General features: G+C 59.7%; 17 protein-coding genes, 1 pseudogene and 1 riboswitch. Of the genes and pseudogenes, 10 read left to right on the top strand and 8 right to left on the bottom strand.

All coding sequences use genetic code 11. The features are described 5' to 3' along the window. Nucleotides 1-3: 3 nt before the first annotated feature. The 3 genes from thiS to thiC are packed head-to-tail and all read right to left on the bottom strand — an operon-like array spanning nt 4 to nt 2,997. The gene (gene thiS, locus B015_RS0121285) at nt 4-201 is read right to left on the bottom strand and encodes a sulfur carrier protein ThiS (protein WP_018429760.1); all 198 of its coding nucleotides are present in this window, start codon (nt 199-201) and stop codon (nt 4-6) included. Continuing rightward, the gene (gene thiO / locus B015_RS0121280) at nt 179-1,174 is read right to left on the bottom strand and encodes a glycine oxidase ThiO (protein ID WP_018429759.1); all 996 of its coding nucleotides are present in this window, start codon (nt 1,172-1,174) and stop codon (nt 179-181) included. The genes thiS and thiO overlap by 23 nt, the downstream gene beginning before the upstream one ends. After that, a complete protein-coding gene (gene thiC / locus B015_RS0121275; RefSeq protein ID WP_018429758.1) occupies nt 1,171-2,997 on the bottom strand; it encodes a phosphomethylpyrimidine synthase ThiC in 1,827 nt (608 codons plus the stop codon). Before thiC ends, thiO begins: the two co-directional genes overlap by 4 nt. A gap of 107 nt (nt 2,998-3,104) precedes the next feature. Then, nucleotides 3,105-3,221: riboswitch (TPP riboswitch) on the bottom strand. Between the two features lie 188 nt (nt 3,222-3,409). On the opposite strand from thiC, the gene B015_RS0121265 reads away from it, so the two are divergent. The 5 genes from B015_RS0121265 (at nt 3,410) to B015_RS0121245 (ending at nt 9,426) form a co-directional block, all read left to right on the top strand. After that, complete coding sequence (locus B015_RS0121265; RefSeq protein WP_018429756.1) at nt 3,410-4,645, top strand: 3-methyl-2-oxobutanoate dehydrogenase (2-methylpropanoyl-transferring) subunit alpha; 1,236 nt, start codon at nt 3,410-3,412, stop codon at nt 4,643-4,645. A 3-nt stretch (nt 4,646-4,648) separates the two neighbouring features. Further along, nucleotides 4,649-5,662 (top strand): alpha-ketoacid dehydrogenase subunit beta, encoded by a 1,014-nt coding sequence (locus B015_RS0121260; RefSeq protein ID WP_018429755.1) that lies wholly within the window; start codon nt 4,649-4,651, stop codon nt 5,660-5,662. A 2-nt stretch (nt 5,663-5,664) separates the two neighbouring features. Then, nucleotides 5,665-6,969 (top strand): dihydrolipoamide acetyltransferase family protein, encoded by a 1,305-nt coding sequence (locus B015_RS0121255; protein WP_018429754.1) that lies wholly within the window; start codon nt 5,665-5,667, stop codon nt 6,967-6,969. A 4-nt stretch (nt 6,970-6,973) separates the two neighbouring features. Further along, nucleotides 6,974-8,371, top strand: coding sequence for a dihydrolipoyl dehydrogenase (lpdA, locus tag B015_RS0121250; RefSeq protein ID WP_018429753.1), 1,398 nt, complete (start codon nt 6,974-6,976; stop codon nt 8,369-8,371). Nucleotides 8,372-8,676: 305 nt separating this feature from the next. Further along, the gene (locus B015_RS0121245; protein WP_018429752.1) at nt 8,677-9,426 is read left to right on the top strand and encodes a F0F1 ATP synthase subunit A; all 750 of its coding nucleotides are present in this window, start codon (nt 8,677-8,679) and stop codon (nt 9,424-9,426) included. 45 nt (nt 9,427-9,471) lie between these two features. Here B015_RS0121245 and B015_RS0121240 read toward each other — a convergent pair whose 3' ends face one another. The 4 genes and pseudogenes from B015_RS0121240 to B015_RS0121225 form a co-directional block, all read right to left on the bottom strand. Beyond that, the gene (locus B015_RS0121240; protein ID WP_018429751.1) at nt 9,472-10,812 is read right to left on the bottom strand and encodes an AcvB/VirJ family lysyl-phosphatidylglycerol hydrolase; all 1,341 of its coding nucleotides are present in this window, start codon (nt 10,810-10,812) and stop codon (nt 9,472-9,474) included. After that, nucleotides 10,809-13,424 (bottom strand): bifunctional lysylphosphatidylglycerol flippase/synthetase MprF, encoded by a 2,616-nt coding sequence (gene mprF / locus B015_RS0121235; protein ID WP_040457009.1) that lies wholly within the window; start codon nt 13,422-13,424, stop codon nt 10,809-10,811. Before mprF ends, B015_RS0121240 begins: the two co-directional genes overlap by 4 nt. Before the next feature lie 395 nt (nt 13,425-13,819). Then, nucleotides 13,820-14,818: pseudogene (locus B015_RS31360) on the bottom strand (trypsin-like peptidase domain-containing protein); the annotation flags it as partial. A gap of 222 nt (nt 14,819-15,040) precedes the next feature. Beyond that, nucleotides 15,041-15,301 carry a DUF1344 domain-containing protein gene (locus B015_RS0121225; protein WP_018429748.1) on the bottom strand — a complete coding sequence of 87 codons (261 nt, stop codon included), beginning with the start codon at nt 15,299-15,301 and terminating at the stop codon, nt 15,041-15,043. Between the two features lie 932 nt (nt 15,302-16,233). On the opposite strand from B015_RS0121225, the gene B015_RS0121215 reads away from it, so the two are divergent. Both B015_RS0121215 and B015_RS0121205 read left to right on the top strand, forming a co-directional pair. Next, nucleotides 16,234-17,220: a YiiX/YebB-like N1pC/P60 family cysteine hydrolase gene (locus B015_RS0121215; RefSeq protein WP_018429747.1), complete on the top strand. Its 987-nt coding sequence runs from the start codon at nt 16,234-16,236 to the stop codon at nt 17,218-17,220. 534 nt (nt 17,221-17,754) lie between these two features. Then, complete coding sequence (locus B015_RS0121205; protein WP_157632801.1) at nt 17,755-20,295, top strand: hypothetical protein; 2,541 nt, start codon at nt 17,755-17,757, stop codon at nt 20,293-20,295. A gap of 169 nt (nt 20,296-20,464) precedes the next feature. Here the strand turns inward: B015_RS0121205 and B015_RS0121200 are convergent, their stop codons facing one another. Beyond that, nucleotides 20,465-22,720 carry an AAA family ATPase gene (locus tag B015_RS0121200; protein WP_018429743.1) on the bottom strand — a complete coding sequence of 752 codons (2,256 nt, stop codon included), beginning with the start codon at nt 22,718-22,720 and terminating at the stop codon, nt 20,465-20,467. Nucleotides 22,721-23,359: 639 nt separating this feature from the next. Here B015_RS0121200 and B015_RS33395 point away from each other — a divergent pair. The 3 genes from B015_RS33395 to B015_RS32730 are packed head-to-tail and all read left to right on the top strand — an operon-like array spanning nt 23,360 to nt 26,256. Further along, entirely contained in the window at nt 23,360-23,713 is a 354-nt protein-coding gene (locus B015_RS33395) for a DUF6634 family protein (RefSeq protein ID WP_157632800.1), read from the top strand. Between the two features lie 9 nt (nt 23,714-23,722). Continuing rightward, entirely contained in the window at nt 23,723-25,516 is a 1,794-nt protein-coding gene (locus tag B015_RS32270) for an ATP-binding protein (protein WP_018429741.1), read from the top strand. Next, a complete protein-coding gene (locus B015_RS32730) occupies nt 25,504-26,256 on the top strand; it encodes a hypothetical protein (RefSeq protein ID WP_081623514.1) in 753 nt (250 codons plus the stop codon). Before B015_RS32270 ends, B015_RS32730 begins: the two co-directional genes overlap by 13 nt. Nucleotides 26,257-26,269: the final 13 nt, after the last annotated feature.

Here is a 26,269-nt window from a genome sequence, read left to right as displayed (position 1 = left end):
GCCTCACCCTCCCTTCATCGGCGCGAGGATTTCGATGCGGTCGCCTTCTGCCAAGGTGCAGCCGTCGCGTTCCCTTGCCGGCACGATTTCGCCGTTCAGCGCAGTGGCGAGCCAGCTGCCTTCGTAGTCGAGCTCGGCAAGAAGCGCCGCCAGCGTGCCGGCCGCGACCTCCTGGCTTTCACCGTTGACGGTGAGCTTCATGGGCGCGCTCCTTCTTCGTCTTCTGGCCCAGGATCATGTCGGCGGCCTGTTGCGCCATGGCTGGCGCGAGCAGGAAGCCGTGGCGGTAGAGGCCGTTGATGCGGACCGTGTTTCCCGATCGCTCGACGCGCGGCAGGTTGTCGGCAAAGGCGGGCCGCACGCCGACCCCCGTTTCGACCAGCTCGGCTTCGCCGAAGGCCGGATGCAGCGCATAGGCAGCGTTGAGCAGTTCCATCACTGAGCGCGCTGACATCGGCCCCGCCGCATCGCTCTCGATCATCGTCGCGCCGACCATGAACAGGTTGTCGGAGCGCGGCACGACATAGACGGGAAAACGCGGATGCAGCAGCCGCACCGGCCGCGCCAGCGAGACCTCAGACATTCTGAGGATCAGCATCTCGCCGCGCACGCCGCGCAGGTCTGGCCTGATATCGGCCATGCCGGTGCAGTCGGCTTCGATATCAGGCACGCTGGGCGCCTGCACGGCGCCGTAGCCGAACTCGAAGCGTACGCCCATCTGCACCAGCTTTTCGTGCAGCCCGAGCAACGCCTTGCGCGGATCAAGATGCGCCTCCCCGGCGAAGAGCAGGGCACGCCCGAAACGGCCTTCAAGGTCTGGCTCGAGTGCGGCAATCGCCTCGGCGTCCACCTCGCGGTAGCCTGACGTGCGACGCGCGAAGCGCTGGAGCTCGCCCGTGTCGCGGGCCGGCGCCACGACCAGCGTGCCGTTGCGCATGATCTGGCCGGGCAGGGCAGTCGACCACCAGTCTCCGGCGCACCGTCCGAGCGACAGCACCGTCTGTTCGGCGCTCTCGCGCTCGCACCATGGCGCCAGCATGCCGCCGGCCTGCCAGGAGGCATTGCCGGCGATTTGCCTTCTGATGTCGACCACAGTCACCTCAGCGCCGCGCGCCGCCAACTCGTGTGCGAGCGTCAATCCGGCGACGCCCGCACCGCGGATCAGCACTTTCATGGCTGGCTCGCTGTCTCCGCCGGCTCGGCGTTGTCGACCGGCATGTAGAGGTCGCCGCCGTCGCGGTATTTCGCCGCCATCGCCGCCAGTCCTTCCTTCTGCGCCTCGGCGCGGATGTCGTGGGAGATCCGCATCGAGCAGAATTTCGGGCCGCACATCGAGCAGAAATGCGCCACCTTGTGCGCTTCCTTAGGCAAGGTCTGGTCGTGGTAGGAGCGCGCCGTCTCCGGGTCGAGCGAGAGGTTGAACTGGTCCTCCCAGCGGAACTCGAAGCGCGCCCGCGACAGGGCATCGTCCCTGACCTTGGCCGCCGGATGGCCCTTGGCGAGGTCGGCCGCATGGGCCGCGATCTTGTAGGTGATGACGCCAACCTTGACGTCGTCGCGGTCGGGCAAACCAAGGTGCTCCTTGGGCGTGACGTAGCAGAGCATCGCCGTGCCGAACCAGCCGATCATCGCCGCACCAATGCCCGATGTGATGTGGTCGTAGCCGGGTGCGATGTCGGTGGTCAGCGGCCCGAGCGTGTAGAAAGGCGCTTCGCCGCACACCGCCAACTGCTTGTCCATGTTCTCCTTGATCTTGTGCATCGGCACGTGGCCAGGGCCCTCGATCATCACCTGGCAGTCCTTGGCCCAGGCGATCTTGGTGAGCTCGCCCAGCGTCTCCAGTTCGGCGAACTGGGCGGCGTCATTGGCGTCCGCGATCGAGCCGGGGCGCAGGCCGTCACCGAGCGAGAAGGCGACGTCATAGGTCCGGCAGATGTCGCAGATTTCCTCGAAATGCTCGTAGAGGAAGCTCTCCTTGTGATGATGCAGGCACCACTCCGCCATGATCGAGCCGCCGCGCGAGACGATGCCGGTGACGCGGTCGACGGTCAGGTGGATGTAGGCGAGCCGCACGCCGGCATGGATGGTGAAGTAGTCGACGCCCTGTTCTGCCTGCTCGATGAGCGTGTCGCGGAACACCTCCCAGGTCAGGTTTTCGGCAATGCCGCCGACTTTTTCGAGCGCCTGGTAGAGTGGCACCGTGCCGATTGGCACCGGCGAATTGCGGATGATCCAGTCGCGGATGTTGTGGATATTGCGCCCCGTCGACAGGTCCATCACCGTGTCGCCGCCCCAGCGTGTCGCCCACACCATCTTCTCGACCTCCTCTGCCATCGACGAGGTGACGGCGGAATTGCCGATGTTGGCGTTGATCTTCACCAGGAAATTGCGACCGATGATCATCGGCTCGCTCTCGGGGTGGTTGATGTTGGAGGGGATGATGGCGCGGCCGCGGGCGACCTCGTCGCGAACGAATTCGGGCGTGACGAAATCGGGAATGGCTGCACCGAAGCTCTCGCCGTCACGCTGGAGTTTCGCCTTGATCTGCTCGCGGCCGAGGTTTTCGCGGATGGCGACGAACTCCATCTCGGGTGTGACGATGCCGGCGCGGGCATAAGCGAGCTGGGTGACGGCACGGCCGCCGGTGGCTCGCAGCGGCGCGTTGCGGACGGGGAATTCCGGCGTCAGTCGGTCGGCCGAGACAAAGCCGTTGTCCTCGTCCTTGACCTTGCGGCCATCGTAACGCTCGACGTCTCCACGGGAGACGATCCAGTCCTCGCGCAGGCGGGGCAGGCCGCGCTCGATGTCGGTCTTCACCGACGCATCGGTGTAGGGCCCGGATGAATCATAGACGGTGACAGGAGGCTCGCCGGCGCTCGGATGCACCGAAATCTCGCGCATCGGCACGCGGATGCCGGGGTGGATCAGGCCTTGCTTGTGGACTTTCCGCGAGGCGGGAAGTTCGCCTGTCGTGACTGTCGGGGTGTGGGCATTCATGAGTGAGTCTCCGTTACGATGGAGACCCAGTTCGTGCGAGGAGGAGGAGGTGAGGTTTGCCTGGGGGACTTCGGGCGTATGCCCGAATGCCAAACCGGATTGACCGGCCGCTGCGCCTCGCACCGTCCCTACGCCAGTGTGAACTGGATCAGGTTCAACGGGTCACTGCGCTGCGCGAGCCAGCAGTATCTCAGCCCCTTGTCGGGACCCCCCTGGTGAACCCTAAGCATGGGCGCGGAATGGGCGTGCTGTCAACGGCCTTTCGCAGACGGCGAGAGAATGCCAAAGTCCCGACGTCGGGACCCCATTGCAGTTCCCGTCGCGATCGGATAATAGGTCAGCGTTACTGACATAAATTGTCTGCCGCGCAGGGAGGACCGTTTGGCCTGCGCGCGAGACAGGAGGAGCATCCGTGACGGACAATCCCGCGCCGCTCAAGTTCCATGTGCCCGAGCCCGAAGTGCGCCCGGGCGGCACGCCCGACTTCTCCAACGTGCCGATCCCCAAGGCCGGTTCGGTCGACAGGCCGCCTGTCGACGTCGATCCCCGGACGATCCGCGACCTCGCCTATTCGATCATTCGCGTGCTCAACCGCGAGGGCGATGCCGTTGGCCCCTGGGCCGGCACGCTGACCGACGAGGAGCAACTCGAGGGCCTGCGCCACATGATGACGCTGCGCACCTTCGACGCGCGCATGCAGATGGCCCAGCGCCAGGGCAAGACCTCGTTCTACATGCAGCATATGGGCGAGGAGGCGGTCAGCTGCGCCTTCCGCAAGGCGCTCATCCAGGGCGACATGAATTTCCCGACCTATCGCCAGGCCGGCCTGCTGATCGCGGGTGGCTATCCGATGGTCGAGATGATGAACCAGATCTATTCCAACGAGAAAGATCCGCTGAAGGGCCGCCAGTTGCCGATCATGTATTCGGCAAAGGATCACGGCTTCTTCTCGATCTCGGGCAATTTGACGACCCAATACATCCAGGCCGTCGGCTGGGCGATGGCGTCCGCCATCAAGGGCGACACCAAGATCGCGGTCGGCTGGGTCGGCGACGGTGCCACCGCCGAGAGCGATTTCCATGCCGCCCTCGTCTTCGCCTCGACCTACCGGGCGCCCGTGGTGCTCAACGTCGTCAACAACCAGTGGGCGATCTCAACATTCCAGGGCATCGCCCGCGGCGGCTCCGGCACCTTCGCCGCCCGCGGCCTCGGCTTCGGCATTCCGGCGCTGCGCGTCGACGGCAACGACTATCTCGCCGTTCATGCGGTGGCGAAATGGGCGACCGAGCGTGCCCGCAGCAATCTCGGGCCGACGCTGGTCGAATACGTCACCTACCGTGTCGGCGCGCATTCGACATCGGACGATCCGTCCGCCTATCGGCCGAAGACCGAGTCGGACGCATGGCCGCTGGGCGACCCGGTGATCAGGCTCAAGAACCATCTCATTCGCCGCGGCCTGTGGTCGGACGAGCGCCACAAGCAGACCGAGGCGGAAATCCTCGAGGCGGTGATTTCGGCGCAGAAGGAAGCCGAGAGCCACGGCACGCTGCATGCCGGCGGCAAGCCGTCGACGCGCGACATGTTCGAGGGCGTCTATGCCGAGATGCCGCCGCATCTCCGTCGCCAGCGCCAGAAGGCGGGAGTGTAGCCCATGCCGCGCATGACAATGATCGAGGCTATCCGCAGCGCCATGGATGTCGCCATGGGCCGTGACGACAACGTCGTGGTGTTCGGTGAGGACGTCGGCTATTTCGGCGGCGTCTTCCGCTGCACCCAGGGGCTCCAGCAGAAATACGGCCGCTCGCGCTGCTTCGACGCGCCGATCAGCGAGCTGGGCATCGTCGGTGCCGCCATAGGCATGGCCGCCTACGGCCTCAGGCCCTGCATCGAAGTGCAGTTCGCCGACTATGTCTATCCAGCATATGACCAGATCGTTTCGGAAGCGGCACGGTTGCGTTATCGCTCGAACGGCGAGTTCACCTGTCCGATCGTCATCCGCATGCCCACGGGCGGCGGCATCTTCGGCGGCCAGACCCACAGCCAGAGCCCCGAGGCCCTGTTTACCCATGTTTCCGGTCTCAAGGTGGTGGTTCCGTCCAATCCGATCGATGCCAAGGGCCTGCTGATCGCCTCGATCGAAGACCCGGATCCGGTGATCTTTCTGGAGCCGAAACGATTGTACAACGGCCCCTTCGACGGCCATCACGACAGGCCCGTGACGGCCTGGTCGAAGCATGAGCTGGGCGAGGTGCCGGAGGGGCATTTCACCGTGCCGCTCGGCAAGGCGGAAATCCGCCGGCCGGGTTCGGCGGTCACCGTTCTCGCCTATGGCACCATGGTCTATGTCGCCCAGGCCGCAGCCGAGGAGACCGGCATCGACGCCGAGGTCATCGACCTCAGGACGCTGTTGCCGCTCGATCTTGAAACCATCGTCGCCTCGGTCAAGAAGACCCGCCGCTGCGTGGTGGTGCATGAAGCGACGCTGACCTCCGGCTTCGGCGCCGAGCTCGCAGCCCTTGTGCAGGAGCACTGCTTCTACCACCTCGAAGCGCCCGTTGCCCGCGTCACCGGCTGGGACACGCCCTATCCGCATGCGCAGGAGTGGGACTACTTCCCGGGCCCGAAACGCGTCGGCGAAGCCCTGATCGAAACGATGGAGGCCTGAGCATGGGCGAACATGTCATCAAGCTTCCCGACGTCGGAGAAGGCGTGGCCGAGGCCGAGCTGGTCGAATGGCACGTCAAGATCGGCGACCTCGTGCGCGAGGACGCGGTGCTGGCAGCCGTCATGACCGACAAGGCGACGGTCGAGATTCCGTCCCCCGTCGACGGCGAAATCCTCTGGCTCGGAGCCGAGATCGGCGACACGGTTCCGGTCGGTTCGCCCATCGTCAGGATCAAGGTCGCGGGCGATGCGCCAGTCGCGGCCGAGCCGGCAGCCGCGGAGGCGAAGCCGGAAGCAAAGGCAGCGGAGCCTGCCAAGTTAGCTCCTGCGCCGGCTAAGAAAGATGAGCCAGGTTCGGCGGCGGCGAAGCCCGCGGTCAATTCCGCAGCGCTCAAACCTGTACCGCGCGCCACGACCGTTGGCCTGCCGCGCCCCGAAGGCGAGCGTCCGCTGGCGTCGCCAGCCGTCAGGATGCGCGCCAAGGAAGCCGGTATCGACCTGCGCCAGGTGCCAGGCACCGGGCCTGCCGGCCGCATCACGCATGAGGACCTCGACGGCTTTGCCGCGCGCGGTGCGGCGGTTCCTGTCGCCGGCTTTCAGGAAAAGACCGGGGTCGAGGAGATCAAGGTCATCGGTCTGCGTCGGCGTATCGCCGAGAAGATGGCGCTGGCCAAGTCGCGCATCCCGCACATCACCTATATCGAGGAGGTCGACGTCACCTCGCTGGAGGAGCTGCGCGCCAAGCTCAACGCCTCGAAGAAGCCGGACAGGCCGAAGCTGACATTGCTGCCTTTCCTCATGCGGGCGCTGGTGAAGGCGGTCGGCGAGCAGCCGCAGCTCAACGCGATCTATGACGACGATGCTGGCGTCATCCAGCGCCATGCCGGTGTCCATATCGGCATGGCGGCGCAGACGCCGGGCGGCCTGATGGTGCCTGTCGTCAGGCATGCAGAGGCGCGCGACCTGTGGGACTGCGCCTCGGAGGTCAACCGCCTGGCCGACGCGGCCAAGGCAGGAACGGCAACGCGCGAGGAGCTGACCGGCTCGACCATCACCATCACCTCGCTCGGGGCGATGGGCGGTGTGGCCACCACGCCCGTCATCAATTACCCGGAAGTGGCGATCGTCGGCGTCAACAAGATCATGATCCGGCCGATGTGGGACGGTACCCAGTTCGTGCCGCGCAAGATGATGAACCTGTCGTCCAGCTTCGACCATCGCGTCATCGACGGCTGGGATGCGGCTGTTTTCGTCCAGCGTCTCAAGGCGCTGCTCGAGGCGCCGGCAATGATCTTCGTGGAGGGCTGAGGCTGTGAAGGAAATCTCCTGCAAGCTTCTCGTCATCGGCGCCGGCCCTGGCGGCTACATCTGCGCCATCCGCGCCGGCCAGCTCGGCATCGACACGGTCATCGTCGAGGCGGTGAAGGCCGGCGGCACCTGCCTCAATGTTGGCTGCATCCCGTCCAAGGCGATGATCCACGCGGCGGACGAATATCTGATGGCGAGCGAGATGGCGGCGGGCAAGAGCCCGTTCGGCATCACAGTCGCCACGCCGGCCATCGACCTCGCCAAGACTGTCGCCTGGAAGGACCGCATCGTCGGTCGGCTCAACACCGGCGTTGCCGGCCTGCTCAAGAAGGCACACGTCAAGGCGGTGATCGGCTGGGCGCGGTTCCGCGACGGCAAGACCGTCGAGGTCGAAACCGAGACCGGCCTGCAGGTGATCCGCGCCGAGACCATCGTCATCGCCACCGGTTCCGCGCCGGTCGAGCTGCCGTTCCTGCCCTTCGGCGGACCGGTGATCTCGTCGACCGAGGCGCTGTCGCTTAAGCAGGTGCCGCAGACCCTCGCCGTCGTCGGCGGAGGCTATATCGGGCTTGAACTCGGCACCGCCTTTGCCAAGCTCGGATCGAAGGTGACCGTTGTCGAGGCGCTGCCGCGCATCCTGCCGCAATACGATGCCGAGTTGACGCGGCCCGTCGCCAAGCGGCTCGAGGCGCTGGGCGTCAAGGTGCTGACTGGCGCCAAGGCCAAGGGGCTCTCCTCCAAGGGCGACGCATTGCTGGTCGAAGCCGCCGATGGCAGCGAGCAGAAGATTTCGGCCGACAAGGTGCTGGTCACCGTCGGCCGCAAGCCGGTCACCGAGGGCTGGGGGCTGGAAGAGATCGACCTCGACCGCGATGGCCGTTTCATCCGCATCGACGAGCAGTGCCGCACCTCGATGCGCGGCATCTACGCCATCGGCGACGTCACCGGCGAGCCGATGCTGGCGCACCGGGCGATGGCGCAGGGCGAAATGGTTGCCGAGATCGTCGCCGGCCACAAGCGCAGCTGGGACAAGCGTTCGATCCCCGCCGTCTGCTTCACCGACCCGGAAGTCGTGACCACGGGCCTGTCGCCCGATGAAGCCAAGGCTCTGGGCATCGAGATCAAGACGGCGCAGTTCCCGTTCTCGGCCAATGGCCGGGCGATGACCTTGTCCAGCGAGGATGGTTTCGTCCGCATCGTCGCCCGCGCGGACAACCATCTGGTGCTTGGCATCCAGGCGGTCGGCGCGGGTACGGCCGAGCTGTCGTCAGCCTTCAGCCTGGCGCTGGAAATGGGCGCTCGGCTGGAGGATATCGCCGGCACAATCCACGCCCATCCGACCCAGGGCGAGGCGTTCCTCGAAGCCGCACTGCGCACGCTCGGTCACGCGTTGCACATCTGAATCATGTGATTCATGGGCGCGGCCTTCGGGCCGCGTCACCTTATCGTCTTGCCCGCGCCGCAGGCTTGGGCTAGGAAGCCCGCGCACTGGACGACCAGTGCCTAGAACGTTCGGGGACGGCCCCATCCAAGAGATGGCGCCGATCAATTGTTTTCCCGACCCCAATCCATCCGGATCAATCGCAAGACCGCTGCGTGCCCAGGCACCGCAGGCCGTCGCCATGTGTCCTTGTCCGCTGCCATCGGACTTGGGCTGCCGGCCGCACGCGTCTTCGCACAAGCAATCGCACCATCAGGAGAGGCGCCGTGGCAGGACCGTTAGAACAATTTGAAATCAAGCCGATCGTCACGCTGTTTGAGCTGGGCGGCCAGCAGATCGCCTTCACCAACTCCTCGGCCTACATGGTGGGCGCCGCTGTGCTCGGCGGGTTGCTGATGCTGGTTTCGTCGAGCCGACGTGCGCTTGTGCCGACGCGGCTGCAGTCGATTACCGAACTGGTCTACGAGTTCGTCGCCAAGACCCTGCGCGACAATGCCGGCGAGGGCGGGATGAAGTTCTTCCCGCTGGTGTTCTCGCTGTTCACCTTCATCCTGATCGCCAACCTGATCGGCATGTTCCCCTATGCCTTCACGGTGACCAGCCACATCATCGTCACCTTCGGCTTCGCCATGCTGGTGTTCGGCACGGTCACGCTCTACGGCATCTGGAAGAACGGCTTCGGCTTCTTTCGCCTGTTCCTGCCGTCGGGTGTGCCGTTGATCCTGGCGCCCATCATCGTGCCGATCGAGATCGTGTCCTACATCTCGAGGCCGATCAGCCATTCGGTGCGTCTGTTCGCGGTCATGCTGGCCGGCCACATCACACTCAAGGTGTTTGCCGGCTTCGTCGTCAGCATGTCCGATCTCGGAACGCTCGGCATCGTGGGGGCGGTGCTGCCACTGCTGATGACGGTGGCGCTGACGGCGCTTGAACTGCTGATGGCAATGATACAGGCCTATATCTTCACGATGCTGACCTGCATGTATCTCAACGACGCCCTGCATCCTGGGCACTGAGAAACAGGGGCGGCCGGCATTGCGGGCCGCCCGGTTCTCCTGGCGTTAGTTCGCTGCCTTCAGCTGGTCGAGCATCTTCTGGCCCAGCGCTTCGTAGTCGCCGTCGAAATGATGCCCGCCGGTCGTCTTGATCTTGGCGAGGTTGGCGAGCGAGGGGCTGAGGCAGGCGCTGTCGTCTTCTTCTTCGCCATAGATGCACAGCACCTGCTTGGCCGGCAGCTTGGCAATTGCAGCAGGGATGTCATAGCCGCTGTCGTCGATGCCGAGCCAGCCGGAGATGGTGACCTGGAACGACGTCGTCTGTCCCGGCGCCATCAGGCCGATGACCTTGGTGCGCTTCTGCAGGTCCGGCGGCAGCAACGGATAAGCGAAAGGCAGCGTGTCGGCGCCGAAGGAATAGCCGATCAGCATGACCGGCAGCTTCTTCGTCGGGTCGGCGCGCTCCAGCATCTTCGTCACATCGCGCGCCAGTTCTTCCGGCGTGCGCTTGGCCCAGAAATAATGCAGGGCGTCGAGACCGACGACATGGACACCCTTGCCCGACAGCCACTCGCCGATGGTCTTGTCGAGGTCGCGCCAGCCGCCATCGCCCGATACCAGCACTGCGACCGCCTCGGGCGACTTGCCCGCCGGCAGGTCGACGGCCGGAAGATCGCCGAAGGGCTTGTTGGTGGTGGCGAGTTCACCGAGCGCATCGACAATCTGCTGGGCCGTATCCGTGCTGTCGAGCGCTGCGAACGAGATGCCCTGCGCACCCTTTGCTTCGCCCTGGACGGCGTCCAGCGACGTCTCCTCGACGAACAGATAGGCAGGGTCGGGCAGGGGGCTGTCGAAGCCGTAGCTGAACGCGGAGCCGTCGGCCGTCTTCGTGGCGGTCGCACCGGGACAGAACGGCTCTTTCAGCGTCAACCGGTTGGCAAAGCCCGAAGCAATGGCGCCGCCGAGCGTGTTGACCGGCGCGTCGGCCAGCGCGGCATAAGCGAAGGTTGCCCCTTCGCCAGAGCCGGCAATGACAGGCGGCAGATACGTCTGGATGCCGAGCTGGCGCTGGGCTGTCTGGGCGAGGTCGGTCAGTTCACCCACGACATAGAGGCACTGACCGGTGTCGGCATCAAGCTGCGCTGCGTATTTGGCGAAGTCGACTGATAGCACGACATTGCCCTGGTCGCGCATGGCCTTGACGATGACATCGTCCGCTGGCCTCCAGCCTTTGCGGTCCGAGAGGTAGATCACCAGGCCCTTGGCGTCGCCGTCAGGTGCTGTGACAGGCACGTCGACGAGGCGGCTCGCCGTGACTGTCTGCGCCTTAGGCTGACTGTCCTGGGCCGATGCCAAAGCCGGCGAAAGGCACGAAATCATGGTCGTGAGCAAAACCAGCCGCTTCATCTTTTGAGGATCCTTATGGGGCTTCCCGAAATCAGATTGGTCACGTCGATCAGCACCTGCGGAATGGCAAGTCCGTTGGGGCAGGCGAGATATTGCGGTGTCCACACCGGCTCGAACTTCTGCTTGAAGGCGCGCAGCCCTTCGAAGTTATAGAATTCGTCGGCCCGCCGGTAGACGAAGGTGCCGAGCCTGTTCCAGGTCGAGGCGAGCGGGTGGTCGGCGAGGCCCGCCAGCGGGGCGGCACCCAGGTTGAACCAGCTGTAGCCCTCCGATTTTCCGTAAAGCAGCAGCCTTGCAAACAGCGCGTCCATCAGGATCTTGGAGACGCCATGGCGGTAGCGCATCAGGTCGATCGACAATTCGTTCTTGTCGCCGCTGCGCCAGAGATTGGCGAAGGCGACGATGGCGCCGTCCTTCTTGAGCACAGCGCAGTCGAATTCGGCGAGATATTCCGGATCGAAGCGGCCGAGCGAAAAGCCCTTTTCGCGGCCGGCCTTGGTGCCCAGCCAGGCGTCGGACACTGCTTGCAATTCGTCCATCACGCCGGGGACTTCAGCCTTTGGGATGATCGAGAATTCCAGCCCCTCGCGGGTGGCGCGCTTGTCGGCATACCGGAAGTCCTGCCGCGAGGCGCCTTCGAGCGAGAAGGTCGTGAGGTCGACGCGCGCGACCTCGCCGATCTTCAGGATGGCCAGGCCGAGGTCGAGGCAGGTGGTCAGATAGGTCGGCGAGATCGAATAGAAGACGGGGCGGGCGCCGGTGCGGTCGGCGCGTTCGGCAAACTGCCATATCAGGCCCTTGGCGGCTTCCGCGTCGCCGACAGGATCGCCCATGGTGATCCAGCTCCGGCCGGCGACACCATACATCAGGAAGGCGTCGTCATCGGGAGCGACCAGGAACTTCTTGTCGCCCAAAAGTGCGACATTGCCAGTGGTGTGCGAGGTGGTCTCGAGCACGTCGCGCACGGCATCGGGAATATCGGTTGTTCCTTGAACCGCGACATGCGGCCGGTTGACCAGCGCGTCGACGGCGATAGCGGCCGCCACGATCGTCAGCGCCAGCGTGGCGCGCAGGAAGCGCGAGGCGTCGCCATTCCAGGCGAAGTCCCACCACAGGCTGGCGGCGTAGTCGACATGGCGATAGGCAAGCATGCCGACCAGCGTCAGCGAGCCCAAGACGATGACGATCAGCGCCAGCCAGGTCGGCGTCGGCCGGAAGGAGCGCCAGTCGCCCTTGCGGTAGAAAACTTTTGGATAAGCGAGCAGGATGCCGGCGACGAACAGCAGGATCGAGGCTTCTTCCCAGTCGATGCCCTTGAGCAGGGAGAAGACAGCACCTGCAACCAGAAGCGCGATCGATGCGACGCGGGCCAGCGCTATGCGGCGATAGAGGCCGCGCGCCAGGATGATGAGCAGCAGGCCGACAAGGCTTGCGGCAAGGTGCGAGGCTTCGGCAAAGGGCAGCGGCACGACGTCGCTCAGCGAGTCGATGCGGTTGTCGACGGCAGGCAGGTTGCCGGAGAGCAGCAGCACGACGCCGCCGAGGAAGACGAGTGCCGCCGCTACCGGTGCAACGATGCGCCTGCTCAGCGCCACCGCCCCACCCGACAGCGCCTTGACGCCATGGCGGGCGCGATAGACCTCGAGGCCGACAAGGGCCACGCCGGCGCAGGCGAGCGGGATCACGTAATAGATGAGCCGGAACGCGACGAGCGCGGCAATGACATCGGGCCTTGTGCCGGCGCCGAGCCCGACGAGCATGGTCGCCTCGATGATGCCGATGCCGCCGGGGGCATGGCTGATGATGCCGGCAGTGATCGCCGCCACGAACAAAAGCAAGAAGACCGCAAATCCCGGCGCGATATCGGGCGGCAGCAGCACGTAGAGCACTGCTGCCGCGGCGCCGATGTCGACGACGCCGATCAAAATCTGGGCCGCGGCGCTCCTGGCCGACGGCAAAGGCAGGCGCCAGCTTAGAAGCGTGACCTGCCTGGGGGCCATGGCGAGCCAGGCGAGGGTTCCGGCAAGGGCCAGCAGTATGGCGAGGCCGATGAGGCGGTCCGTCGCCGGTGAAATGGCCTTGAGGAAGGGCAGGCCGACAGGGTCGATCAGAAGGGCAATGCCAAGAACGGCAATGATGCCCGACGTGAAGGTCAGGAAGGAGACGCCGACGATACGGCCGACATCGGCGGCGTCGAGGCCGGCACTTTGGTAGATTCGGTAGCGTACTGGGCCGCCGACAAAGACATGGAAGCCGATCGCGTTGGAAATGCTGTAACCGACCAGGCCGGCAAAGGCCGCCAGCGACAGCGGTACGCGCCCGGGTGCGACGCGATGGACGGCCATGACGTCATAGAGCGACATGGCGACGAAGCTGATCAGGGTCAGGCCGACGGCCTGGGCGATTGTCGTGGGATCGCTGGCCCGCAGCGCCTGCCTGATTTCGCTGAGATGGACAGCGCCGCTGATCTGGTGCACGACCACAAGGGCGAGCACGACCAGTGCCGCGCCGATCACCGGCCCCAGCACCCGGGGCTCGAGAAGCTTCGCGATCAGCTCCTCGGCCCTGCCTTTGCGGAGCGGGGCTTCGCTTGCTGCAGCTGCCTCCGACATCTTCGGCGACTCCATTCGCATATTCGATCACGCCTGGGGTCGCTGCGCGGCGGCGCCTAAGCTTTTGTTTTTTCGAAGGTCGTGAACCTCGGCGTCGCTCGACGCGTCCGGACGCCCCGATTTCGCGGTCACTCATGACGCCAGATTCCGGCAATGCTGCGGCAGCGAAGGCGCCGAAACCGCCTCAACGCAAATTTTGGTTAGCGGTGTTTTGACGCGGCAGGAACACTGGTGTGGTCATCTGGATTTCAGGCCGAAATGCAGTTTCGGCGGCGCCGGCTTTCGCTGACGCCGCCGTTGATACGAGCTGGAAGGATATGCCCGATACGTCAGCCGGCGCCGTCGGGCGCAAGGTTGTTGCTCGCCTTGACCATGATCTTGTGGTCGGACGGGCCGCTGCCGACCGAGATCGGCAGATCGACCTGCTTTCCGCCCCGCAGCAATACGATGTGCGTTGCGGTGCCCGGACGCGTGTCGGCCACCAGACGCGTCAGATCGCGTGGTGACTGCACCGGCGATCCGCCGAAACTGACCACGACATCGCCTGGCTTGACCCCGGCATGCGCCGCCGGTGCCCCTGCCGTCACCTTGGCGACGAGCGCGCCTGTGGGGGCGTCTGTGCCCGCCGGTGCTGTGTTGTCGCTGGCGTCGCCGATCGTCAGCCCGACATAGCCGTGCTGGATCGAGCCGTCGTGGATCAGTCTGTCGACGACGCTCTGCGCCTCGCTCGACGGAATGGCGAAGCCGACGCCGACACTGCCGCCATTGGGTGAGTAGATGGCCGTGTTGATGCCGACGACCTTACCTGAGACATCGACCAGCGGGCCGCCCGAATTGCCGTGATTGATCGGCGCATCGATCTGGATGAAGTCGTCATAAGGACCGCTGTGCAGGTCGCGGCCCCGCGCCGAGACGATGCCGGCGGTCACGGTCGTGCCGATGCCGAAGGGGTTGCCCATCGCCAGGATGCTGTCGCCGGCCCTGAGCGTGGACGAATCGCCCCAGTTCACCGTGGGCAGGTTGCTGCCGGCGTCGATCTTGAGCACGGCGAGATCCGTCTTGGTGTCGCTGCCGAGCAGCTTCGCCTTGAAGGAGCGGCCGTCGTCGAGCGTCACCTTGATCGCGCTTGCGCCGTCGATGACGTGATTGTTGGTGACGACTATACCGTTGGCGGCAACCACGAAACCGGAGCCGAGCGAGGCCTTGACCACCTCGCGGCCCCTGCTGGGCGCTGCTCCGCCCTGAGGCGCGCCTTCGCCAAAGAACTGCCGGAAGAATTCGTCGTCCGGCGATCCGGGCGCGAGCTTCGAAGACGGAGCCTTGACCCGTTGCAGGGTGGCTGTGGTCACGGTGACCACGGCCGGCTTGTCGGCAGCCACGATGTCGGCATAGGAGCGCAGCGATGGTGTGCTCGTCGGGAACTGTCCGTTCTGGGCAAAGCCGCCGTAGATGGCTGTAGTCGCGGCGATGGTGGCGCCGGCCAATGCGACAAGGCCGGTCTTCTTGAGGTTTGATGCGTTTGGCATGGCTATGCCTCGCTTTTCGTGCAGGCTGCCTTCGTCGAACCGCCCGGCGCCGTCAGGCCGCCGCGCAAGCTTTCGCCGGTTGGCCGCTGTTCAGGGCGACATCAGGATGACGCGCTTCGCGACGACGACGCCGTTCTCTACCGCCCAGGACAGCCTGACCCATTGCCCGACCTTGAGGCCCGGATCCCTGAAAGCCGGCGGCAGCGCATAGGCCACGCCATTGTCGAGGACGAGCAGGTGGGATCTGGCATCGAAGGTCCTGACTTCGCCGGTGGTGTCCTGCGCGGCAAAGGCGCAAGGTACCGCGACGAATGTGGCTGCGGAGGCGATACCCATGGCAAGGATCCGCATCGTCTCGTCTCTCGAATGCGTCGGTCTGACGCTGCCAAAAGCTGTCCGGAGACGTCGTGTCACGACCGACTTGCAGCCGCCGGCGCTTCCCAGCTCCTGAACCAATTTTTACCGGAGCGTCGACCAAGGCTCAAATTAAGGAAAAATAATTGTTACGGCGCTTGAACAAGCCGCATTTGCGACGGGTACGGGCCGAATTGTGGCGAAAGCCGCAAATCTCGCCACGATCCGGCATTTCGGTCGGTTGACGGGAATCCTGAAAGTGGTGATCCCGACAGGAATCGAACCTGTGACCTACAGATTAGGAATCTGCCGCTCGTTCTAGGACGAGGTGATTCTTACCGCATATTACCGCCTCAGGTCTAATCCGCATCAACGAGCAGGAATCATTCGCCGATAAACGAATTACTTTTTATGAATAGAGGCTGGCCTGGCGTTGCAACCGAACTAAAGCCAAGGCCCAGCCTCTATCCAAAGGAAGGCGGCCGAAGGCCGTCATTATCGGCGTTAGCCGCCATGGACCCCGACCGTCAGGGAGGGGCTTGGAGGGCAGTAGCCGAGCAGGCTCATCCGCCAACTTATAGCTTCACTGCGCCGTAGTTTGGTTTGTTTGGTATTAGCGACCAGGTAATGCGCCAAGCTATAAGGTCCATATTGACTCCTGGTGAGCAAAGAATCGACCTCTGATTGTTTCGGATTAAATGAAGCTTTCCTGAAAGCAGACGGCTGGAGATGACATTGGGCTGCCCTGGCTCGGTAGGCACGCTCTGTCTATTCATCGAGTTGCTTTCGGGCTCAGAAGGCTAAGCGCGTGCGTCCGAGATGGAACAAATAGGCGACTAAAGCTGCTCCCGATTTCTATCCGGAGTGAACGAGATCCTAATATTTCTTTGCCGCAAAATTGATCAGTGTTATCCGAACCAGAGGACACAATGAAAAAGCGACTGAGCGAAAAAGTACTGGAACGCGGGGATGTAATCCTGACGACTAGTGACACCGGGATCAGTAAATTCATCCGCGCTACCACCATCAGCCCTATTTCACACGCCATGCTGTATGTCGATCACTGTTCGGTCATCGATGCGACGGGAGACGGAGTGCATTCGGCGAACACACAGCGACTGTTCTTCGAGCAGCATAACGCCGTATTTGCCCTACGTCTTGAGGGCGGACTTGACGCCTCCACCGCAATCAAAATCTGTAACTATGTCCGAGAACGCGTAGGCAGCGAATACGCGATATGGGAAGCTGGTAGGGCGTGGCAGGAGCTGGGCAAGAAAGGCACGGCCAAACAGTTCTGCAGCCGTCTCGTCGCGCAAGCTTACGCGGCCAATGGCCTCGATCTCGTCAAGAACTCCGATTTTTGCACGCCAAAGAAACTCCTGAAGAGCGCGAAGCTTGTCGAAGTCGCCGATGCCACCGTGGATGTCACCGACGAGGAATATCAGGCGTGGCAAACGCATCCCACCGGCCTAGACCTGATGCGGCAGTCTACAAACCATATCCTGAGCGGCGCTCGGAAGATTGATAAATCTATCCAGCATCTTAGCGACGTCGACAAACTTGTGCTGGAACATTCCGTGCATGACGAGACCATCATGCAGCTTTATGTCGAGTCCGGATTCCTTCACGTCTGGAAAATTGACCACGAGATCAACCCGTGGCACTACGATGCGACGCTCATGGAGGACGTAGGCAGTCGGCATCCTGACGGTGTTCGGTGGTATTGTGAGAGCACACTGTCCGAGGGATTTCGCACAGATAATCGATACGTGGCGAATGCACGGGTCTATCAATACTATCAATCTATGAGACCTAGAAAAACCATTGTGATGCTCATGGCCTTCTATCGGATGTTGGCGGAGCAACATGCCAATCGTCTCGATATTGCAGAGGATTGGCTCAAGCATCATCCGTAGGTGCGACCGCTTAGAAACGGACTATTCACTCTCGGGCCTTGCAGAATTATCGGTTCCAGTGAAGGCCGTCTGTACGTTTTGCGGGAGACTGAGCTGCGATGCAGGCGTAGCGGCGGCGGCCCGCACGAATTCCTCTTCCAGACTGCTGCAGCTGCGCTGCCGTCAGTTGGTTTCCTGTCCTTGCCGGGTGCTCAATCACCGTTCGCGAATGGCCGCTTTCCTAACTCCACCGCGTAGAAGCGGTAGGACAGATTCACCCCCCCCGGTCGCTGACTGCCCCAAACGACCCCAGTGCTGCTGTTAAGAGGCCTTCTATCGTCAACTGAAACCTGCCACTCGTTCGATCCCCCAAGAAAGCCAGATCACCTACTGCAGGGCATGCTTAGCCAAGATCATCGCCCACACTTCGTGTCTGCTGGTGTCTTGGACGAGAGTGATTCCGCGCTAAACCTTCGAATTATCACTGATTCCGCACCCGGTAGTTGACTCAATTACTCTGCTGAGATTCATCTAAGCTGGGCGGGAGATATAAATTTGATTCATCTGGAAATTGAGCGAAATATCGCCGAACTGCACAAAAGTGGCCGCTTGGACGAAGCCGTCTTCAAAGCGCTCGTTCCCAGTGGCGCACCTCACGACTTTGAAGGTTTCCAGTTCGATTATAAATTTTTCCTCCGGCCAGATCAGCCAAACGATGACGAGGACCATATCGCCGATCTTGTCCGCGATTTCGTCGCATTCTACAATTCGATGGGTGGTTACATCCTTTTGCTCTTCCCGTTAGCCACACAGTCCAACGTCGAGAAATTCGTTACCGACAACGATAAAATCAATCAACTCACCGGGACTTACGTCGGAAATCCCATCGGCATCAAAACATATAGCGGAGCTGCTGCTGTAGAGGGATTGGATCGAAAATTCGTTCTTCTTTATATACCAAAGCGACGCGGAAGCGAAAAACCTCGACCATTTATCCGCAATAGTCGCAACATTGGTACCGCTGACAAGCAGAAATTCATTATAAAAAAAGGTGATATTTACTGTAGGTATGAACATGAATGTCGTGCGGCAAACAACGATGTGGAACTACTAACTTTTCTTTTTTCCGAGCGTGAACCCTCCGTCGCTTCGCTGTTTTCGACGAAGATTGAGAATAACCTTCCACCTCGAGATCCAAACCTTATTCAGTTCGTCGGCCGGAAGGCCTACCTCGAGTCACTTTGGCAGTGGATAAGTGAACCAAGACGGCCGATTAAGGTCCTGACTGCCGCCGGCGGCTTGGGAAAGACCACAGTCGCCTACGAATTTGCCACCCAAATCCTAGACAGACCAGGCTCTGGAGTTGAGAAAATCGTCTGGCTTTCGGGCAAGAAGGTTACCTTTGCGTCCTTGCTTGGAAGGATGGTATCAACGACGCGTTGCGACTTTGAGAATGTGGCTCAGCTCTTGGATAACCTACTTTTACAGGTAGGCTCTCCGACGGAGGTTATTCAGCAAGCCTCGGATGTAGAGGATAAAATTTCTCTCTGTATCGAGGCATTCTCCACGCTCTCAGTCCTACTCATTGTTGATGATGTCGATTCCCTTCCACGGGATGAGCAGAACGATCTCTACTCAACGATCTCGCAGATTATCATTGCCGCAAATGTCCATAACGATAACAGCAGGGTTCTGTTCACATCGCGCCTTGAACTCCTAACTGGTCGAGAACAACGCATTGCAATGCAGGGGTTCGAAGGCGGCGATTTTGACGACTACATTTCCGTCAACGTCGAATATCTCATAGCAGACGAAAAACAGGCAAAGCGGATTCTCGAAAACCGAACCAAGATTTTGAGCGCTTCGGCTGGTTCACCAATCTTCATTACCTCAATAATTCGATTGGTATCATTGGGACACGAACTCAGCCAGGCAGTATCTGACTGGCGAGGAAAAAACGGCGAACAAATTAGAGCATTCGCGTTCGAGCGGGAAATAGACCAGCTTTCCGTAACGCAGAGAGAAATACTCTACGCGATGCAATTGCTGTCACGCGCTCGCGTCGATGAAATCAAAGAAATCTGCGAACTTTCTTCTGTCGAACTAGAGACAGACTTGGCAGCATTGAAAGACTATCATCTGTATGCAACCAAAGGCGATACAGCCTCAGGCACCGTTCTAGAGGTACCTGAGCCTATCCGTCTCATGCATGACGTTACGAGAGGAAAAGTTCCTGACGACCGCCGCAAACTGATCGAACGGGCATGCCTATCTGCAAAATCCAACAGTGAGGACCCGGCCAGATATATCGCTCTGACTATCTCGCAAACTGTTCGCCATTGGAAAAATGGAGATTATGACGTAGCAGAATCGTACCTGACAGGCGAGATACAGAAGAACGGTAAAATCGGAGAATTTTACTGCCTCCGAGCTCGCACGCGTCTATTCATCATATCTCGCAAGCCGGAACAGATCGAAAGTGATTTTGAACAAGCCGAGAAATATGGCTGCAATCCATTCGATCTACTGAAATATTGGTTTATTTCCAAACTTAAGAACGGCGATTGGCGTGGTCTTTATCGTCTACACAAAAGAAAAGCCTCTATCGCTGAATCTTTCCCAGTGTTCAATTGCTGCAGGGTGATGGCGGCGATACGCATTGCTGATAAGATTATTGACCGTACTCCAGCGGAGGCACGAGAATACTATTCCGAAGCTCTCAAGGCGGCCGCAGAGTACATCTCATCCGGCAAAAGTATGGGATATTTCCATCAACTTAGAGCTTTGATGAACGAGGCTGCCGTTGGACACGTTAACAGCCTCCGGAAGGATCGGAAGTTCAATGAACCGGAGCTGCAAATTTTCAGGTTTGTGGCCTCATGTCTCGATTTTCACTTGGCACCGACTTTCCTCGTACGAATCGGTCTAACAAGCTTGGATAAATGGATCGCCGACGGAGCGCACGGTAGAGAGATTCAGCGTCATCGGAGCACAATTATCGATGACATTGACAAGGTATCTCGATACCTCAGCGCTCAAAGTAAGGTGCGCGTGGCTTTGACCGCAGAATGTGAGCGGATACGAGCAAGGGTCTAGCGCTCATTCGCCAACGCAAAAGCTTTCGTCGATGCGCGGCGGCACCCGAAAGACCGCTTTTCCAGCTTGGTCGGCCAGAAGCGGCTAGACAGTAATGCACCCCATATCAGGCGTTCGCGACCTAGCAATCCGCGTTCGTTCGCAAGACGACATGACTTATGGCAGACGCTTACGGCTCTGAAAGCTGGCGCAAGCCTTCGTAGTGAAGTGGAGCGACAGACTTGATCATTTCAAGGAGATAGTTGGTGTTTTTCTGCGCCTCGGCGACAAGCGCTGGATCAAAGCTCTTTCCTGTATGGTGCGAAAGGTCGTTCGCAAACTTATAGATAGCCGTTTTTTTAAGGGGGTCGAAATCGACTTCATCCAGCTTTTGATAGAGACTCTTACTTGAGGGGACGTGAAAGTCCAGGGAGGTTTCAAGCACCTTACGAGCTATGTTTGGAACGTGATAGGAACCCAAAATTGTGCCGTCTGACTTGAACGTATGGAGCACTTTGAATAGATAGTGATACTCGGTAGCATGATCGATCAGGAGCTTGTCGAGGGGGGCGAGCCGCGCAAATCGGCCCGCCGTTGTCTCGTTGCAAAGGACCATCGAGTAAGATTTCGTCATCCCTTGGCCGCGTACATTCTTAAGCCAGTTCATCACTAACTTCAGGAACTCGAAATTGTGGGTAAGAATGAATAGCTGCTTCGCGCCTTGGGCTTCGTTCTTGAGGAACGCGAAGGCTTGATAGATAGCGGAAGCGTCAAGACTGGAGATCGGATCGTCTATAACTACGACGCCTTCACTAAGGTCAAAATCCTGATCTTTGAGCTGCACGAGGAAGTAGATGAATGCGATGGCAGTTTTTTCGCCTTCGCTAAGGCGCTTGGCGGGTTTTTCGCGCCGGAGAACGCGGTATCCCTCATCGCCGGATTCAAAGCGTAGCTCCGTCCTACCGAGAAACTGCTTTAAAAGGTCAGTCAGGTTCGCTCCACCTGCATGAGCGTTCGAGATTTTGGCTTGATTGTTAGTAATCGATTGCGACAGGGCATCTATCCCACGCTTGTCCGCAAGGCCGTCACCGCCGTTCTGCCACAGTTCGCTTTCGGCGTTCAGCTTTGCCGCCTTGGCAGTCAGCTCTTCGACGTCATGCTTGATCGACAGGAGATGATGCGCCTCGATGGCATCCCGAGCGGCGCGTTTTGCTTCGTCGAAGCCCGTCGTTTTATTGTTATGACGCGTGATGAGCGTTTTGACTACGCTAAGTGCGACCGTCAGTGGGGCAGTGTCGCAATCGACTTCCGACTCATAGGCCTTGGTCCGAAAGAGGAGCTTTTCGGTGAGAACCGCATCGACCTTCTCAAGTTGAAGCTTGAGAGTCGTAAGCTCGGCTTCAACCGCCTTCAAAGCGAAATCGTAGTCGCCTCGAAGCTCGGAATAGAATGCCAGCTGTTCTGGCATGCCCAGCCGATTAAGCGCATCGACAATCGCACTAAGTTCGAGGCGCTCTGCTTCGATTTCCTCCTTCAGCGTTTGATCTTCGACGCTGAAATGGTCGGCGAGGGACATGAGACGTTCGTGGGGAATTAGCTGGTCACAGAATTCACAGCGGCCAGTCGCATGTGTGGCATGGATGCCAACGCCTTCCTCTACCCAACGAGCTATGTCGGCGTTCTCGGCAAGGCGGGCAATCACGGCAGATTGCGCCGAACGAATCGTCAGCATTTTGGCGCGATCAGCTGCTCCCGAGATAGCCTGCAGAACGTTGATAGGTTTCTCGGCCGAACCTTCCGGCCCACGAGGGACGGTAAGCGGACTGATTTCGGGCATTTGTTCCTGACGAACAGTGCCACGGTGAGCCTCGTATTCGTCGTCGGATAGAACCTTGGCATCGCTGACTTTGGCAAAAGCGGCCTCAGCGTCGGGCTTGCGATAACTTCGAAGGGTAGAGCCGCTCGTCGCCTCGCCGATGGTCTTGGCGATGGAGGAAAACAGCTTGCCTTTGTCATTCAAAAGTTTGGTAACAGCTATGTTATTGGCCTGGATACGCCTCACCCTATCATCACGAGTGATGATCTCCGCCTTCAGCTCCTCGGCGATGGCCTTGTTCTCTTCGCCGAGAATGAGAATGTGTCGGATCGGCCCGTCGAAACGGCCGATGTTTCCCTCGATGAAGTCGCTGTTGAAGACGCGTATCCGCCGTCCGTACCTAGTACCCTTAGTGAGCTGACCAGAGTGGGATTCGACGGTAAACTCAAGGTCAGGATGATCGGAACTCTCACCCTGCTCCAAGCAGCCAAGAAGCCGCGAGAGTGTTGTCTTACCGGAGCCGTTCTCGCCATAAACCACATTGTAGCGGCCAAAGGCAGGAAAATCGGCGGCAGCTGCGTAGTCACCAAATACGCCGAAATTCTTCAGTTTCCTGATGTGAGTAAGCATTTCTCCCCCCGCTCGATATTTATCTCACTCGAATAAGGAAGAAATCCTTAATACAGAAAGTAAAAAGGCAGATAGCGACGAAGCTGCTTGGCAAGTAAGCGATTTCGACCTGCAGACCATTTTTTAGGTTGCCCCGACCATTGCGCCCATAGATCTGCTTCTCAAAAGGGACCGCATCTACAGGAGGTCGAACTCATCATGTTAGGTCACGTGCGTGTCACGCACGGGAATTTTTAGGCCAATCAAGTGGCATCCTAATGCCGAGGCCATTATTTTCGTCGCGATCCACAAACCTTACGCCCTTCATCTCAAGCGTCTTCTGAATTTTGCGGAGCGTTTCCAGTCGGACAATGCCATTAGTTTCCATTTTCGCAACGGTCCTTACCGCCACCCCGACTTCACGGGCTAGCTCTGCCTGACTCAAGCCAAGCGCAGTCCTTGCGACACGTAACAATTCGGCAGGTACATCCATTTTTCCATATTTATTCGAACACGAATTTATTTTACGAAAATTTTCTCAAATGCACTTGAAATGATCTTTTATGCACTTTAAATGCACGCCAATGCATTTTTAATGCGCGATGCTTTGGGACTTTTGATATCAATCTTTTAATTCGAGCGAATCAGTGAGGAGGGACCATGCTTCTGTTTGGCAAGGAGAGCGATGAGCGGCATAGAGCTTTGATGAAATATGAAGCGGAACGACTGTCCGCTTTGGCTACAGATTTGGGAGAGATTGCCAAGCGAGAAACCCTCGCATCCTCAGACGCACTTTTTCCCAACGAGGCACCAGTTCTTGAATTCTGGAGCATTGGTTATCGGCGAGTACCTTGTCTGGCGGGCCTCTCATCTGGCCATCCGGTTCTGTATGGCGACCAACGTGAAATCATAACTTCCGATTTGGTTGCCTTCAGCGAAGTACTCGGCTGGGCGCGTACGCGGTCGAGATGGTATCGGCTGGGTCAACGAGAGCTTACACGGTCCTCCAATTGAGGCTCCGCCATGACATCCGTACTTTCAAGGTTCCTTATCCGACAGGCGAAACGCGCCGCGCGGGATGCCGTTATTCAAAAAGCCATCTTGGTCGGCTTCTTCGAAGTGTCCGGGACGGCCATTAATGGTCGAGATTTACAACTTCTTGCTCGGCGGGGTGACCAGACGCTCACCGTCAGAAAAATGAGGAACCTGCTTCGTGAAACCGAGCTGGACCACTCAGGTAAATACCGTATCGATGAATTTGATGATGCCCCGACCACAGATCAGTCGCTATATCTGGAAAGGTCTGAGATCGAGCGGCGAAAAATCTGGTCGGCCACAAATTCGAAAACACGTCGCCTTCTTCTCAGGCTGACCGAAGCTCTCAGTCCAGCCCATTTGGCGGTGATATTTCTACTGGAGCGCGCTCTGCAGCGACCCGATTTCTCGGCAAGGCAATTGCTCGAAATCTTTAAAAAGGACCAGCCGATCATCGCGATAGCCTGCAAGGCACTGGAGTTTAACAGGATTCTCCAGCAGCTGTTTGAAGAAGGTCTGCTGTTCGGGAAAATGGCGAAGTTCGCCGATGGCTATGCACTTAACGGCCCGAAGGAGCAGCCCACCTTCGCCAGGTTCCCGATCACCGACTGGAAGATCATCCTGTTTTGCCGTCACCAAAGGCGTTCCGAAACATCGTCTGAGATCGGGTATGCCCTGATGACAGGATATCCGGTTTTTGCATTGTCTGAGACGCGAGACCAACTTCCGGAAGAACTGGGCGCTGCGGCGCATTTGATATTGGACTGCGGTCAATTGGATTATGACATCATCAGGCGGGTAGCCCGGATCGCGACCAACGTTGAACTGCCTGACCTCGACGAGCCTCTCGATCTCTCGGCTCTGCCCTTGTCGGACATGGCGATAGCGATCAGGCCCGATCTGTCCGCAAGACAGATGAGCGACACCATCTTGGATATCATCTTCTTCAAGAAGCAGCGACAGGCCGAACGGGACAGTTCAAGCGACAAACAGAGAGATGCGGCTCGGGAACAAAAAGCGAAGAAAGGCAAGGCCACTGGGAGCGACATAATCATGCCCGCCAAGTCGGAAGATCGGCCGCTATTGGGGATCTTTGCAGACGATTTGTCGATGCTGAGCGGTTATGGCAAAGCAAAAGAATGGGGTCTTGATCTGAAGATCGACCTCGAACACTACACGGAACGTCGAATCTCGTGGCGTGATGTGCTGAGTAAGGTCCTGCTCGTTGGCCCGCCCGGGACGGGCAAAACAATGTTCGCCAGGGCTTTGTCGAACACTTTGCAAATCCCGTTAGTGGCCACTTCTGCAGCCACATGGCTCCAGCGCGGTCATCTGGGTGATGTGCTCGAAAGGATGTCCGGCGCTTTCGAAGAAGCTCGCGATCTTGCACCCTGCATACTTTTCATAGACGAGATTGACGGGCTCGGACATCGGCACACGCGCGGTGAATACAGCGATTATTGGAACAACGTGATCAATAGGGCTTTGGAGCTTCTGGACGGCATCGCCAAAACAGAAGGTGTCATCGTGCTGGGGGCAACAAATCGCCTAGACAGTATTGATGCGGCTTTGCTGCGCTCAGGCCGATTGGAGAAGCGGTTCGATATCCCACTTCCAGATATTGAAGCCCTTGCTGGCATTTTCCGAACCCACCTCGGCCTGGATATTGTAAACGTTGTCATGTCAGCCCTTCCAGTCCTGTCGGCAAATGGGAGGAAAGGCGGTGATGTGCTCGACGATTTAAACTCATCGCTGCAGCCTTCCCATTCATGGCTGAATTGACCGGATGGACTATGAATACTCCGCCACATGCAGACAAGGTTCTCCGCGAACTCGGCCGCCGCGCGGCGGGGCTAAATCCTGCGGATATAGAACGCATTGTTCGCGAAAGTCGGCAAGCGGCCCGGCGCTCTGATCGCGCACTTCAGTTCAATGACCTGGTTCTGGCATTGGAGCAAACCAAGCCACCTCTCCCAACTCATGTTCGCCGACGATTGGCTATTCACGAAGCGGGTCATTTCGTTGCGCACCTGACTTTGGGAGTGGGGCGCATTTCTGCGATCTCCATCGATACGGCTGAGGGAGGAGGCGGGATCAGAATGGAGCAGCTTCTGGACCAGGAGGCCACGGAAGATCACCTCGAAAAAATGCTTGTGCTTTATCTCGCTGGTCGCGTGGCAGAGGAGCAGATCCTGGGTAACGCAGTCGCTGGTTCAGGCGGAGATGCACAGAGCGATCTGGCTATGGCCACACGGCTGGCGCTCGATATGGAAACTAAGCTGGGCTTTGGCGAAGAGCTGCCGCTGCTGTATTACGAACTCCAAGAGTACTCTTGGGCGCTGCTCACACATAAGGATCTAGCCCGTAGGGTTCATGCTAGACTCTATGACGCGGAGGTGGAAGCTCGCGGACTGCTTTCGCGCAACAAAAGAGTGATAGATGTGATCGTCGACGCGCTGCTAGCCTACGGCATGCTGGAAGGGGAGTCGTTGAAATCGGTCACTCAGCAAATCAGACCATGATTGTGAGAACGCG

Origin of the sequence: Hoeflea sp. 108 (assembly GCF_000372965.1) — a bacterium.
GTDB lineage: Bacteria > Pseudomonadota > Alphaproteobacteria > Rhizobiales > Rhizobiaceae > Aminobacter.
The sequence above is the reverse complement of the archived record's forward strand: the minus strand, read 5'-3'. Positions and strand labels throughout refer to the sequence as shown.